This window comes from Orlajensenia flava, from assembly GCF_004801905.1.
Taxonomy (GTDB): domain Bacteria; phylum Actinomycetota; class Actinomycetes; order Actinomycetales; family Microbacteriaceae; genus Orlajensenia; species Orlajensenia flava.
This window is the reverse complement of record NZ_SSSN01000007.1, coordinates 107,319-120,243: the sequence shown is the minus strand read 5'-3', so window position 1 is coordinate 120,243 and position 12,925 is coordinate 107,319. Positions and strand designations below refer to the sequence as shown.

General features: G+C 67.4%; 11 protein-coding genes. 4 read left to right on the top strand and 7 right to left on the bottom strand.

What is annotated here, in order from left to right; translation table 11 throughout:
* Positions 1-19: 19 nt before the first annotated feature.
* Positions 20-877 (bottom strand): YncE family protein, encoded by an 858-nt coding sequence (locus E6C70_RS10715; protein ID WP_268895961.1) that lies wholly within the window; start codon positions 875-877, stop codon positions 20-22.
* A gap of 179 nt (positions 878-1,056) precedes the next feature.
* Between E6C70_RS10715 and E6C70_RS17180 the strand changes: the two genes are divergently transcribed.
* Positions 1,057-1,185 (top strand): hypothetical protein, encoded by a 129-nt coding sequence (locus E6C70_RS17180; RefSeq protein ID WP_268895956.1) that lies wholly within the window; start codon positions 1,057-1,059, stop codon positions 1,183-1,185.
* Positions 1,186-1,672: 487 nt separating this feature from the next.
* Here the strand turns inward: E6C70_RS17180 and E6C70_RS10710 are convergent, their stop codons facing one another.
* The 3 genes from E6C70_RS10710 to E6C70_RS10700 all read right to left on the bottom strand — a co-directional run bounded on the left by E6C70_RS10710 (position 1,673) and on the right by E6C70_RS10700 (position 6,620).
* A complete protein-coding gene (locus E6C70_RS10710; RefSeq protein WP_136424543.1) occupies positions 1,673-2,956 on the bottom strand; it encodes a wax ester/triacylglycerol synthase domain-containing protein in 1,284 nt (427 codons plus the stop codon).
* Positions 2,957-3,007: 51 nt separating this feature from the next.
* Complete coding sequence (locus E6C70_RS10705) at positions 3,008-4,579, bottom strand: FAD-binding oxidoreductase (RefSeq protein ID WP_168770924.1); 1,572 nt, start codon at positions 4,577-4,579, stop codon at positions 3,008-3,010.
* A 181-nt stretch (positions 4,580-4,760) separates the two neighbouring features.
* Positions 4,761-6,620: a carboxypeptidase regulatory-like domain-containing protein gene (locus tag E6C70_RS10700; protein ID WP_136424541.1), complete on the bottom strand. Its 1,860-nt coding sequence runs from the start codon at positions 6,618-6,620 to the stop codon at positions 4,761-4,763.
* Positions 6,621-6,835: 215 nt separating this feature from the next.
* On the opposite strand from E6C70_RS10700, the gene dcd reads away from it, so the two are divergent.
* Positions 6,836-7,441, top strand: a complete 606-nt coding sequence (gene dcd / locus E6C70_RS10695) for a dCTP deaminase (protein WP_136424540.1) — start codon at positions 6,836-6,838, stop codon at positions 7,439-7,441.
* Between the two features lie 202 nt (positions 7,442-7,643).
* Here the strand turns inward: dcd and E6C70_RS10690 are convergent, their stop codons facing one another.
* Positions 7,644-8,189 (bottom strand): Dps family protein, encoded by a 546-nt coding sequence (locus E6C70_RS10690; RefSeq protein WP_136424539.1) that lies wholly within the window; start codon positions 8,187-8,189, stop codon positions 7,644-7,646.
* Positions 8,190-8,421: 232 nt separating this feature from the next.
* Between E6C70_RS10690 and E6C70_RS10685 the strand changes: the two genes are divergently transcribed.
* Positions 8,422-9,264, top strand: a complete 843-nt coding sequence (locus tag E6C70_RS10685) for a serine protein kinase RIO (protein ID WP_235833393.1) — start codon at positions 8,422-8,424, stop codon at positions 9,262-9,264.
* A 3-nt stretch (positions 9,265-9,267) separates the two neighbouring features.
* Here E6C70_RS10685 and E6C70_RS10680 read toward each other — a convergent pair whose 3' ends face one another.
* Positions 9,268-10,485 (bottom strand): YncE family protein, encoded by a 1,218-nt coding sequence (locus E6C70_RS10680; RefSeq protein ID WP_136424538.1) that lies wholly within the window; start codon positions 10,483-10,485, stop codon positions 9,268-9,270.
* A 358-nt stretch (positions 10,486-10,843) separates the two neighbouring features.
* Between E6C70_RS10680 and E6C70_RS10675 the strand changes: the two genes are divergently transcribed.
* Complete coding sequence (locus tag E6C70_RS10675; protein ID WP_136424537.1) at positions 10,844-12,154, top strand: MFS transporter; 1,311 nt, start codon at positions 10,844-10,846, stop codon at positions 12,152-12,154.
* 44 nt (positions 12,155-12,198) lie between these two features.
* Here E6C70_RS10675 and E6C70_RS10670 read toward each other — a convergent pair whose 3' ends face one another.
* On the bottom strand, positions 12,199-12,888 hold the full coding sequence (locus E6C70_RS10670; RefSeq protein WP_168770923.1) for a TetR/AcrR family transcriptional regulator: 690 nt from the start codon (positions 12,886-12,888) through the stop codon (positions 12,199-12,201).
* Positions 12,889-12,925: the final 37 nt, after the last annotated feature.

Below are 12,925 nucleotides of genomic sequence, written 5' to 3'. Positions count from 1 at the left end.
GTTCCCGGCGTGTCCGGCGTCATCGGTCGTCGCACTCACGGCGGCGACTCCGGCCTGCACCGCCTCCACCCGGGGCGCGTGAGGTGCGCGTGACACCGCGCGTTCGCGCGAGCACGGCCAGTACCGATCCCACTGCGACGAGACCGGCTGCGGTCAGCAGCGGGTCGGACGACGTCGAGCCCGTCTCGGCGAGCTTGGGGCGAGACGTGTCGATTGCGGGGGAACCAGGGTCGACGCTGAGCGTGAAGTCGCTTCGCGCGGTCTTGTCGCATGAGGTCGCGCCGATCCCGAATGCGAAGTCTCCCGGTTCGGTCGGGATCCCGGTGATCCGACCGCTCGCCGCGTCCAGTGACAGACCCGCAGGCAGTCGCCCCGACACGATCTCGAACGATGTCTTCGCGCCAGCCGGAGAGACGCCGATCTGGTGGTCGTATTGACGCCCGACCTGCGCGAGCAGGGCAGGTGAATCGGGCAGTGCGATCGGCTCGGACACGTCCATGACGGTGACGGTGTTCTGCGCGAAGTTGGTGACGAGAGCGATGCATCCGCTCGAGTCAGCCGCGATATTCCAGCCGTCGATGTCGGTATCGGAGTCGAACAGGAGCGTCTGCGTGGAGAGGTCGACGGTTCCCAGCGACTCCGATGCGCTGTTCGCGACGAACAGAAGGGATGCGTCGGCGGACAGAGCGAGCCCCCACGGCTGAAGGCCGGGCCCGACGTCGATGAGGTCGGCGACGGTCAAGGTCGCGGTGGTGAGGACCGCGACGGCGTTGTCGCCGGCCAGAGCGACATACGCCGTCCCACCCGATGGGCTGAAGACGATTCCCCACGGCTGCGCCCCGACAGGGACCGTGGCGGTCACCGCCAAGTCGGCCAGGTCGATGACAGATGGTTCCGTCGACGCGGTTGGTGACGTAGGCGGTCGACGAATCGGGCGACACGGCTATCTGGGCCGGGTTCGCACCGACGCCGATGGGCTCGCCGACAACCGAATTGGTTGCGGTGTCGATGACCGACACCGACCCGGGGTCGGGAGAGTCCTGCACACCGTAGTTCGTGACGAGCACGCGGTCGCCGGATGCCGCCACGCCCTGCGGGTGGAACCCCACCGGAATGGTCGCGACGGCCACGCCCGCGGCCGGATCCACGGCACTGACCGTTCCGTCGACGAAGTTCGCGACATAGACGAGACCGTTCGGCGCGATCTCGACCCCTTGCGGGTCCCGGCCCACCGGGATACTGCCGACGACCGCGGATGTCCCGACATCGATGACGTCCAGTGCGTCCTCGCCGGAGACCGTGACGTACCCCGTGCGCCCGTCCGGGGTGATCGCCACGTCCCACGGGTTGTCGCCCACCGTGATCGTTCCTGCAGTGACCGGCGGCTCTGCCGCCATTGCGGGTGACGCCGCCGCCCCCATGACGACGACCAGACCGGCGCCGACCCCGAGACGGATGATCCACCGCGGTCGACTGCCCTCGCCTCTGGTGAGTACACGTACCGCTGTATGCCGGTGAGACATCAGCCTCCCCCTCCCTTCGGCATGTTCCCGCACCAGGCGCCAACGGGTCGCCAGAGGGCGGCTCGAGGAATCGTTCCGGCTGGTCGGGGATGCCACGACGTCACCTTTGCTCGAGCCGGTCCAATCTCCGTCCAACGGGCAACTGGTCGTCAGCGTGCGTCGTGAAGCGCCGCTTCCTGAAGATCGTGGAGCGCGGCGTTGACGGCGTGCGCAAGAGTTTCGATTCCCGGCGTCGCTATGGGGTCGGTGCAGAATCCGATACCCATCTCGTTCTCGTGAGATATGGCGGTGATGCGCAGCGTGTGGTGAGCGGCCGGCTCGGCGAAGGAGTACAGCCCGTCGACCCTTCTGCCGGCAACGGAGACACGGATGCGGGGGCCGGGAACGTTGGACACGGCCACGCTGAACTCGCGCGAACTGGCGGCGATCTTCGACACCAGCTGATCGGCTGGTCGAACGCGGGAGAGCGCATGGAACATGTCGTAGAGCACGGCAGCATCCGCGGCCTGCTTCTCGACTCTGGTGCGAGCGCTGATGACGTCGAGCCGCCGCAGCGGGTCGGCCTGGGCGATGGACAGGTCGACGTTGATGAACGAGTCGCGATTGCCCAGGTCAGTCGCCTGCTCGGACCGCTGGTGCAGGCTCACGGGAACCTGAGCGCGCAGATCGCGGCGTTGCTGAGGAGGGAGCCAGCTGCGCAATCCGCCTGCCACGGCCGCGAGGAGCACGTCGTTGACGGTGGTGTGGGTGGGTCGCGAGGCGGCGATGTCTCGAAGCACACTGAGCGGGGCTGTGACGAAGCTGAGTTCCCGTGCGGCCGTGACGGTCCTGTCGAAGGGTGATCCAGACCCGGGCCGCCCCAACTCGCGAACGACCACGGACGGGAGGCGCCGAAGTTCGGCGACGCCCGATGGGCGGGAGTCCGCGGCGTGGGTGCCGACATCGTGCGTCGGGGCGTCGTGAGGGTCGAGGAGGATCGCCTCGAGGAAACGGATGCCCGCGATGCCATCCACCATGGCGTGATGCAGGCGCACGGCGATCGCCTCGCTGCCGTCGTCGAGCGGGCCCAGCACATCGACCGCCCACAGCGGCCGCGACCGATCGAGGTGCTCCGACATGAGCTTCCCCACCGCCAGGCGGAGATCTTCGCGGGTGGATGGGCGTCCGTTCGGCCACCGCCGCACATGGTGGGCGATGTCGATGCTTCCGGACGGCGCCCAGCGCGGCGAGCCGTCGTCGCCGGTCTCGACGCGCTCGAGCGACCGCGGCTCGGTCGACAGCCGGCCTTCGACTTCGTTCCTCAGCGCATCCAGATCGAGGGGAGCGCCGGGGGCCAGGACGATGAGCTTCATGGTGTGGCCGGTCAGCACAGCTGACTCGAGAGCGAGGATTCTCGCGTCATCGCTGGAGAGACGGTTCGTCAGCTCGGCCATCACCTTCCAGCGTAGCCACACCGTGCTTCATCAGCGCGATCGAGAAGGACGCTAGTACGACTGCGGTTGGGTGAAGAATCCGGTCGGGTCGTATTTCTTCTTGATGTTCCGCAGTCGGGGGAGGTTGTCGCCGAAGTAGGCTGCGTCGGGATCGGTGAGTGAAGCGTCGGGGTAGTTGACGTAGGCGTGATCGCCCCAGTGCGGTGTCATCGTGGCGCGGAACCCTCGCACGTAGGCATCGATGGGTCCGGGATCGGTCCCGTCGTCGAAGGTTCCGGTGTACTGCACCGAGTAGAGCGCGCTGCGGTGCGGGAACGCGGTGGCGTCCGGGGCGAGATCGGCAACCACGCCGCCGAGAGCGTCCATCGATATGCCTCCTTCGCGGATGCCTGCCACGTCCTGCGCTACCTGCACCTGGGCGAGGAGGTCGGCGATTCCTGCGGCGTCGAGGGCGACGTAGCCCATGCTGGAGCTGCCCGAGCTGGACTCGCGCACCAGCACTCCGCCGGCCCCGGTCGTGCATTGGGCGATCGGGGTGCCGAGGCATCCGGCGTAGTCCATCATCGAATCGCGATAGCTGCGGGTGACCGAGCTGTGATCCGTCGGTGCGGGCAGACCGGACAGCAGCGGCGCCAGCTGTGCGCTCAGCTGATCTGCAGGGCCGGTCCACGTGCCTGAGATGCCGACACTCGGTCCGGACGGATGCTTGGCCAACCCGCCGAGGAGCTTGAGCGTGGACCAGATGCGCGGGTCCGCGGACGCCGTCCAGCTCTGCCAGCTGGTCACCACAGCGGCGGCGTCCTCGAAGCTGTAGCTGTAATGCCATTGGGTCACCGATGGGGCGGCTCGGGTCGTGAACGTCAACGAAGTCACCACGCCCAGCACTCCTCCACCACCTCCGCGCGACGCCCAGAACAGGTCCTCATCACGGCTGGCATCGGCGGTGTGGACGGCGCCGTCCGCCGTGACCAGCTGCACCTGCGTGAGCTGGTCGCAGGCCAGCCCGAAGGAGCGCACGAGGACACCGACGCCGCCGCCCAAGGTCAGACCGGTGACGCCGACGGTCGCACACGACCCTCCTGCTATCGCCCGTCCCGCTGCACCGACGGTGTCGTACACCTGCGCGAGCGAAGCGCCGGCCCCGACCGTCACCGACGACCCGTCCGCGCTGAGCTGCACCGCATCCAAGGCAGCTGTGCTGATCACGAACGAGGCGGGTACCCCGCTGCCGGCGGCTCCGCCCGCCGACCAGCCAACGTAGTTGTGCCCGCCCGCCCTCAGAGCCACCGGCAGCTGATACTTCCGGGCGAACGACAGAGCCGCCGAGACATCCGCGGCTGTCGCGACCTGAAGAATGGCCAGCGGCTCCGCCTGATCGAACCGGGGGTTCTCCGTCAGCTTGGCGGTCGCGAAAGCGTCATCGGCCGGGAGTAGCAGGGATCCCGTCACCTGGGAACGCAGAGCATCCCAATCAGGCTCGCCTGCTGGTGGACGGCTGGTGTTCGGCGGGTCGGGCTGCGGATACGTGCAGCCTGTCAACAGCAGCACTCCGGCGCCAGTTGCACCCGCGATGAGGCTGCGACGGCTGATTACCGAACTGATCGCGCGCTGGTCGGGTTCCACCTCGTCCGACCCTTCGCCTACCGGGACCATCTGAACCGTGCTGCCCGGCCCACACTAGCGCCGGAGCACGGGATCACACAGGCGTGGCGGTGCAGAACCCGCAACTCCGCGCGTGCGCGTCGTTGGATCCGGCGGTCCCTTGGTCGAGGAAGCGACCGAGGTCCACACGATGGCCGACCTTTTAGCCGAAGAGAGCGATCGCTGGCTTCAGGACAGACGGCAGAGGAGTTGGGACGGTGGCGGTCGATGCGCTCACGACGACCGTCGGGTCGTATCCGGTCTTCGCGCCGGTCACCTGGACAGACAGCCCTGCCCCGATGTCGGCCAGCAGCACGGTGTAGGTCTTCTGCGTCGCTCCGGCGATCGGTGTCCCGTTCCGCATCCATTGGTAGCCGAAGTCGAGACCATTGGGCGCCCACGAACCCGTGTGCGCGGTGAGCGTGCGGTAGAGGCGAGCCTTTCCGCTGATGGTCACCGTCCCGGCGGTGACGCTCGGGGCCGGGGTGATTTGGCCCGTCCACGAACTCGTCGCCGATGTGGGCCCCCATCCGGACTTGTGGCCCGTCAGACGCACGCTGAGTCCTCTGCCTTGGTCAGCGGGGGCGACGGTGTACGTCCGAGACGTGGCGCCCGGAATGTCCTGGCCCCACCGCAGCCACTGGTAGTCGAAGGTCGCGCCGCCAGGCGTCCACGTGCCCGGCTTTGCGGTGAGCACTTTACCGACCTGGGGGGATCCGGCGATCGTGGGCGTGCCTGGCGTCATGCGCTTGCGCACTACCTCCGTCGGAGCGCTGGTCGCCGCCGTGGGCACGTAGCCCACCGCGCTTCCGATGATCTCCACGGTCAGACGGTGGCCAAGGTCGGCATCCGCCACCGTGTAGTACGGCGACCAGACCGCGTCGGGGATGGGCTCGCCATCCCGGAGCCACTGAGTCCTCCACGTGAACAGCGTCGGAACCCAAATCCCCGTGTCCACTTGGAGTGTTTCGCCTGGCGTGGCGTTGCCGATGATGCGCACAGTCCCAGGCGTCATCGACTCGGTCGACGGCACGACGACGGCATCGATGCCATCGACCTCATCCCCGACAGTGACGCTCACTGGCGTCGCGGAACTGATGTCGTCGCTCCCGCCGTACCAGATGGGGTGGAACGACGCGGGCAAGTCTCCGAAACCGAATCCGATCGCGTAGGTTCCCGTCGGTACCGAGTCGAGGGTGTAGTGCCCGCTCGCGTCCGTGCTCGTGGCATTGATCGTGCCCGTTCCGGCCGGGTCGCGGACGCTGACCGGGGCACCCACCGCCGGGCCGCCGGTGGAGTAGGTAACCGTTCCCGAAATCGTGGCACCGCGCGCCATCCGGACATCCAGTCCCGTCACGACGTCGCCGACGCCGATCGTGATCGGGTCGGATGTCGACGCGAGGACAAGTCCATCGACCGGGTTCACGTTCAGGCGGTACGTGCCCGGGGTGACCATCAGGGTGAAGGTGCCATCGACCCCGGTCACTGCGTTGGACGAACTGCTTCCGGCTTCGGGAGACGCGTAAACCGAGGCTCCGGCAACCGGCGAGCCGTCGGCGTCATTGCTCACAGTTCCCGAGATGCTCGAGTAATGGGGGAGCACGATGTCATTGTTCGCTGCTTGCCCGGCGACGACTTGGACGACCGGCAGGGTGGCGAGCTCGTCGAGAGTGGGCATACCGAACCAGCCGGCGACTACCGGCTGGTCCACCCACTGGCTGGGGGACTGCTGATGCACGGCGACGCGGTAGGCGCCGGATTGCAGGCCGATGAGGCTGTATGAGCCGTCGGCCGCTGTGATGGTTCCCGCGGCAGAGTTCGTAGAGCCGTCCGGGTATGCCGTTACTCTTGCGCTCGCGATGGCGGAGGCGTCAGGAGCGGCGCCGCTGACAACTCCGGTGATAGAGCCGGCGTCATCGGCGATGGCGGGCGATGCGCCCAGTGCTACACCGCCGACAGTGAGAGCGGCAACGAGAAGGCCGCTCGCGAAGGCGCGAACTCGACGAGGGATTACAGCGGGCATGGGCGCCTTTCAGCTGTGGGAAGACGGACATCGGCGCTCGCCGTGATCTGAATCGTAGGGGAATCTGCTCGTCACTGGACATGCCCCTGAATGGGGGACAACGGTGTCGAGCCTGCGGTGTCGATCACGGTCTCATCGAGAGCGGATTCGCGATGACGGTGCACGGTTCGGCGCGACCCGAGCGTGCAGTCGCGGCGCTTCACTAGGCTGACGACGTGCTTCTCTCCGACCACGACATCGCCGCCGAACTGGGCGTCGGTCGCATCCGTCTCGAACCCTACGACGCCGCGATGCTGCAGCCGTCATCGATCGACGTGCGGCTCGACCGGTACTTCCGCTTGTTCGACAACCACAAGTACCCGTTCATCGATCCCGCCGAGGACCAGCCCGAGCTCACGCACCTCATCGAGGTTCGTCCCGAGGAACCGTTCATCCTGCACCCCGGCGAGTTCGTGCTCGGGTCGACCTATGAGGCGGTCAGCCTGCCCGATGACCTGGCGGCGCGCTTGGAGGGCAAGTCATCGCTCGGTCGCCTCGGGTTGCTGACGCACTCGACGGCCGGGTTCATCGACCCGGGATTCTCGGGCCACGTCACCCTTGAGCTCTCCAATGTCGCGACGCTGCCGATCAAGCTGTGGCCGGGCATGAAGATCGGCCAGATGTGCTTCTTCCGCCTCAGCTCGCCGAGCGACAAGCCTTACGGATCGGCCGAATACTCGAGCCGCTACCAGGGCCAGCGTGGCCCGACGGCGTCGCGTTCGTTTCAGAACTTCCACCGCACCGACGTCACGGCGACGGATGCCGGAGCCACCGGCGCCTGAAGTCTCTCGCTGCCATAGCGCGCGCCCAGCCTGTGCGGTGTGAAGGCAGCCGTCCTCCCTTGTGAAGGAGACGGCGTCGGACATTCCCCGACGATCCGGGGCGCCACGAGCTGCTGCCTTCACACGGTAGGAGGCATTCCTTCACGGTAGGACGCATGCCTTCACACGGTAGGACGCAGCGTCGTGAAGGTACCCAGTTCAGTCAGCGTGACTTAGCCGCGGTGCGGTTCTCGGCCGAGACCATCCAGGCGTACTGCTCGAGCTTCTCGATGATCTGGTGGAGCACGTCGGCGCTGGTCGGGTCCTCCTCATCGACATCGTCGTGCACCTTGCGCATGGTGCCGACGGTCGCCTCCAGGCGGGCGGTGATGAGGTCGACCGTCGCGGCCGTATCGACCTCGCCCTGAGGGAACTCGGGAAGCGTCGTCGTGGCGGCCACGGTGTCGCTGCGACCGTCGACCGTTGCGTGGAGCGCGCGCATCCGCTCGGCAACTGTGTCGCTGAACTCGCGGGCGGCCTCGATGATCTCGTCGAGCTGCAGGTGCAAGTCGCGGAAGTTCTTGCCCACGACGTTCCAGTGCGCCTGCTTGCCCTGAAGGTGCAGTTCGATGAGGTCGACGAGCACCTCCTGCAGGGAGTCGGTGAGCTTCTTCGTCGCCTTGAAGCCCTTCTCGGCGTTCTGGCGTCGCGTGAGCTTGGCACCGGATGCAGCGGGCGCGTGGGACTGGCGTTCGATCGTGTCGGTCATGTCTCGACGCTACGCCCCGGGACCGAGTGCGCCGAGGGGTTGCGATCTGTACACGGATGCCGGCGCGCGCTACAGTGGCCGGACGTGCGTGCTGTACGCGCGTTTTCGATCTCGTCGAGGGGAGTGATGACCATGGCCGTCTTCTGCGTTGCCTCATCCCTCTCATCCGAGGTCGCCGCGTAACGTCCCGTTCGACGGGCCGGTGGCCTCCGACTTATCGGAGATCATCCCCGTGTCATTCAGCACACCCGTCGGCACGCCGACGTTCGCATCCGTCGGCGCGCAGACGTTCAGCCTCGCGGAGCCCGGCGAGAACCAACGCTGGTCCACCTGGCCGGCCACCACCCCCACCGAACGCGGGCCGATGCCGCATCCGTCCTGGCTCGTCACGTCCGCTGCCGCGTTCGACACCGAACTGGGTGTCGTCAAGACGGGTAAGGAGGCCGACGTCCACCTCATCGAGCGCGCCGTGCCCGGCGAGCGCGGCCTGCTGCTGGCCGCCAAACGCTACCGCGGCCTCGACAACAGCGACTTCCACCGATCCGCCCAGTACCAGGAGGGCCGACGCCTGCGGAACACCCGCGACATGCGCGCGATGGCACGGGGATCGAGCTACGGCCGAGGCGTCGCGTCCGGCCGTTGGGCGTTCGCGGAGTTCGAAGCGCTCTGCCGCGCGTTCTCGGCCGGCGTTCCCGTTCCCTACCCGGTGCAGGTGAGCGCGACCGAGATCCTCATGGAGTTCATCGGCGACGGCCGTGTCGCGGCCCCTCGGTTGGCGCAGTCCAAGGCACGAGGGGCGGAGCTCGACGACCTCTTCGGCCAGGTGTTCGAGATCATGCGGTCGTTCGCCCGCGCGGGCGTCGCGCACGGCGACCTCTCGGCCTACAACCTGCTCGTGCACGACGGGAGGGTGGTCGTCATCGATTTGCCCCAGCTCGTCGACATCGCGGCCAACCCGGGTGGGCTGGACTTCCTGCACCGCGACGTCGTGAACGTGTGCGCGTGGTTCACCCGACGGGGGTTGCCGCGCGAGCCGGAGTCGTTCTTCGCCGAGCTGGTCGGCGAGTTGTGGTGAGGCTCAGCTCGCGCGTCGTCGCGAGCGGATGGTGACTGCTGCGAAACCGAGAACCATCAGTGCTACCCCGAGCAACATGCCTGACGGGAGCTCCACGCCGGTGGCGGCGAGCGCGGGGTTCGCGGGCATTGGCGGCACCGGGGTGGGGGTGACGGTAAGCACGATCGGACTAGAGACGACGTCATCGAAGAAGGCACTCCGTGCCACGAGTCGGTACTGCATGCCATTGGCACTGAGAGGCGCGTCCACCGTGAGAGACTCCCGATCAGCGGCCGCGATGTCCGTCCAGGTCGATCCGCCGTCGCTGCTCGACTGCCACTGAAGCGTCTGCCAGAAGTCCTTGACGGTCGTCGAGAAGGTCACGCTTCCACCCTCACGGACGGTCTGCGCCGGAATCGGCGCGATGGTGGGTTTGGTGAACACCAGCACCTCATCCGTCGCGCCGCTCGTCGCGTACACGCGCTGCGAGTCGCCTCCAACCGGCCCGTAGGTCTCGACGGACTCGATGTTGCCGCCGGCATCGAAGAGTGGCACCGAATTCGTTACGTAGTTGACCACCGCGATGCCTCCGGTCAGGCAGGCAACAAAGATTCGCGTGCCCGACGGAGAGGCGTTGAGCAAACGAGGCCCGCAGGGAAGGGCGACCGTCCGGACGGAGGATGGGTCGCCAGGATTGAAGCCGCTGACGGACGTCGGCGTTCCCGAATTGCTGCTCACGACGCGTCCCTCGGCGGCACTGAAAGCGACACCCCACGGAACATCGCCTGTTGGCGTCACTGTGGCATCGGGAGTGAGCGTGCCATCGGCCGCGACCGACACCGCCAGCACGCCGCCGCCGTCAACGGCTCTCGAGGCGACGGTGAAGAAGATCTGGCTACCGTCGCTGTTCGACGCGACCCCGCGGGAGCCGCTCGGGGCTGAGAAGGTCCGAGGAGTAGCAGCCGGGTTCGCGATCGAGAACTGGTACTGCGGATTGAACAACGTGGCGGCGTACATGTAGCGTCCTGCCGCCCCCGCTGCAAGGTCCACGAACCCGCCGCCGCCCGTGAGCACCACAGGGACGGTTGGTGTACCGGCTATAACCGCCGCAGCGTCGTATACCCGAACCTCGCCCGGCGTGTAGAAGGAGACCCACAACTGGGCGCCATCGGGGCTGAATTCGACCGCAGTCGGATTGAAGGAGGCGGCCGGTCCGAAATCGATCTGACTCACCTGCGTCATGCCGACCGTCTCATAGATGCGAAGATCGGCGGTGCCTCCGTCTCCACGCGAGATGACCGCCAGATGGGCGCCATCGGGGCTGGTGTCGAGATCAATGGGATACCGACCCGACGGCACCGATTGGAACATCTCCGCGGGATCAGCGGTTGCTGAGCCGGATACGAAGAGGCCGCCTGCAAGCATGGCAACGGCGCAGATTGCCGCAAAGGTGGCACGCATTCCGCGAGCTCTCGCCCTGCGCTCTGACACTCTCGACTCCCTCGCATCGGTCAAAGCAGTCTCGCATGGACGTGAGGAAGACGCGAGGGCCGGACATCCGTCGCGGAGAATGTTCGCCGCGGAGCATTAGCCTGATCGCATGACGACCGTCGACGCCGACACGCCCACCACGACCCGGACCGGACAGGTGCTCGCCTGGGGGCTCTGGGACTGGGGCTCGAGCGCGTTCAACGCCGTCGCAACGACCTTCGTGTTCACCGTCTACATCACGGGCAAGTCCTTCGACAACGGCGGGGTGGATCCGTCTGCACAGCTCGGCTGGGCGCTCGGCCTCGCCGGCATCGTCGTGCTCCTCATCGCACCCGTCACCGGTCAACGCAGCGACTCATCCGGACGACGCAAGCTCTGGCTCGCCATCAACACGGCCGTCGTCGTGGTGTGCCTGGGGCTGATGTACTTCGTGCAGGCGGCACCCGAGTTCCTCGTGCTCGGGTTGCTACTGCTCGCCGTCGGGACGGTGTTCTTCGAGGTCGCCGGCGTGAACTACAACGCCATGCTCGCGCAGGTGTCGACCCCTCGATCGGTCGGACGGGTGAGCGGCTTCGGATGGGGAATGGGCTACATCGGCGGCATCGTGCTGCTGCTCATCGTCTACTTCGGCTTCATCAAGCCGGAGGTCGGGCTGTTTGGCGTGACCGGCGAGAACGGCCTGGCCGTCCGCGTCTCGATGGTGATCGCGGCGGTGTGGTTCGCGCTGTTCGCCCTACCCGTGCTGTTCGCCGTGCCGGAGCATCGCATCACCCCGCAGGACGAGAAGCGCCGCGTCGGGTTCTTCCAGTCGTACGCGATTCTGGGGCGGGATGTCGCCCGCCTGTGGAAGACCAGCAGACAGACCGTGTACTTCCTCCTGGCGAGCGCGGTGTTCCGGGACGGGCTGACGGGCGTCTTCACCTTCGGCGGGGTGCTGGCCGCGGGAACCTTCGGATTCTCGCCCGGCGACGTGATCGTCTTCGCGATTGCCGCCAACGTGGTCGCGGGCATCTCGACCATCAGCGTCGGTGTGCTCGATGACCGGCTCGGGCCGAAGCCCGTCATCCTCACCTCTCTCATCGGCTTGGTGATCGCCGGGTCGCTGGTGTTCATCCTCCACGCCGGCGGGACGACGGTGTTCTGGATCTTCGGACTGCTGCTGTGCCTGTTCGTGGGTCCGGCGCAGTCGGCCAGTCGAACGTTCCTGGCCCGGCTGATCCCGCCCGGGCGAGAGGGCGAGGTCTTCGGCCTCTACGCGACCACCGGACGGGCGGCGACCTTCATCGCCCCCACGATGTGGAGCCTGTTCATCACCATCGGCGGAGCCCAGTACTGGGGCATCCTCGGCCTCGTGCTCGTCCTCGCAGTCGGACTGGCGCTGCTCATCCCGGTGAAGGCACGACAGGAGCGCATCAGCTGAGGCGTCTCGGTACGCGGACGCCGCGGCGAGGCTGCGCTACTCGATCAGCGGTCAGCCACGTGGGCCGCGCGCTCGACCGCGCTCGCCGGCGGGACGCCCGAGATCAGGCGGTCGACGAGCTCGTCCAAGGTCTTGGTGACGACCCGCGGCATATCCACGGCGTCGGGGTCGAGCAGCCACTGCACCTGGAGGCCGTCCATCACCGCGATGAGGGTGGAGGCGGCGTCCATCACGTCTTCTCGCGAGGCGCGCCCATCCGTCACCTCGTCGAGCACGTCCGCGATCTTCTCCCGCAGCACGGTGATGCGGTCGCGGAAGTACTGCTGGGCCGGATGCCCTTCTGTAACGGATTCCGCGGAGAGCACGGCGTAGGTCTGGACGACGCCGGGCCGGCTGGTGTTCTCGGCCACGGTGTCGATGAGGTGTCCGAGGAATGACGGGCCCTCAGCCTGCGGCCGGCCGGCCACGCCCGCGACCGCCTGTCCGTCGCGGTACTTCAGGACCGCGATGAGCAGTCCCTCTTTCGTGCCGAAGTGATGGAGCACCCCGGCATGGGTCATGCCGGCCTGCTGGGCCACCTCGGCGAGGGCGCCCTTGTTGTATCCACGCGCCCCGAAGACCTGCATCGCAGCCTCGAGCACCGCCTCGCGCCTCTCGAGCGTGCGCGCCTGCGGGCGCTGGACGCGGTCGGCGGCCGCGACCACACGCGGTGCGGCGTCAGTCTGCTGGACCACGCGCTCCCCTTCCTCACGATGGACTTCACCGCTGTCG

Coding starts and splice junctions, on each gene's coding strand:
- E6C70_RS10710 (WP_136424543.1), bottom strand. CDS start 2,956: ATGGCCGAGCTGACGAACCGTCTCTCCAGCGATGACGCGAGAATCCTC.
- E6C70_RS10700 (WP_136424541.1), bottom strand. CDS start 6,620: ATGCCCGCTGTAATCCCTCGTCGAGTTCGCGCCTTCGCGAGCGGCCTT.
- E6C70_RS10690 (WP_136424539.1), bottom strand. CDS start 8,189: ATGACCGACACGATCGAACGCCAGTCCCACGCGCCCGCTGCATCCGGT.
- E6C70_RS10680 (WP_136424538.1), bottom strand. CDS start 10,485: ATGACGCAGGTGAGTCAGATCGATTTCGGACCGGCCGCCTCCTTCAAT.
- E6C70_RS10675 (WP_136424537.1), top strand. CDS start 10,844: ATGACGACCGTCGACGCCGACACGCCCACCACGACCCGGACCGGACAG.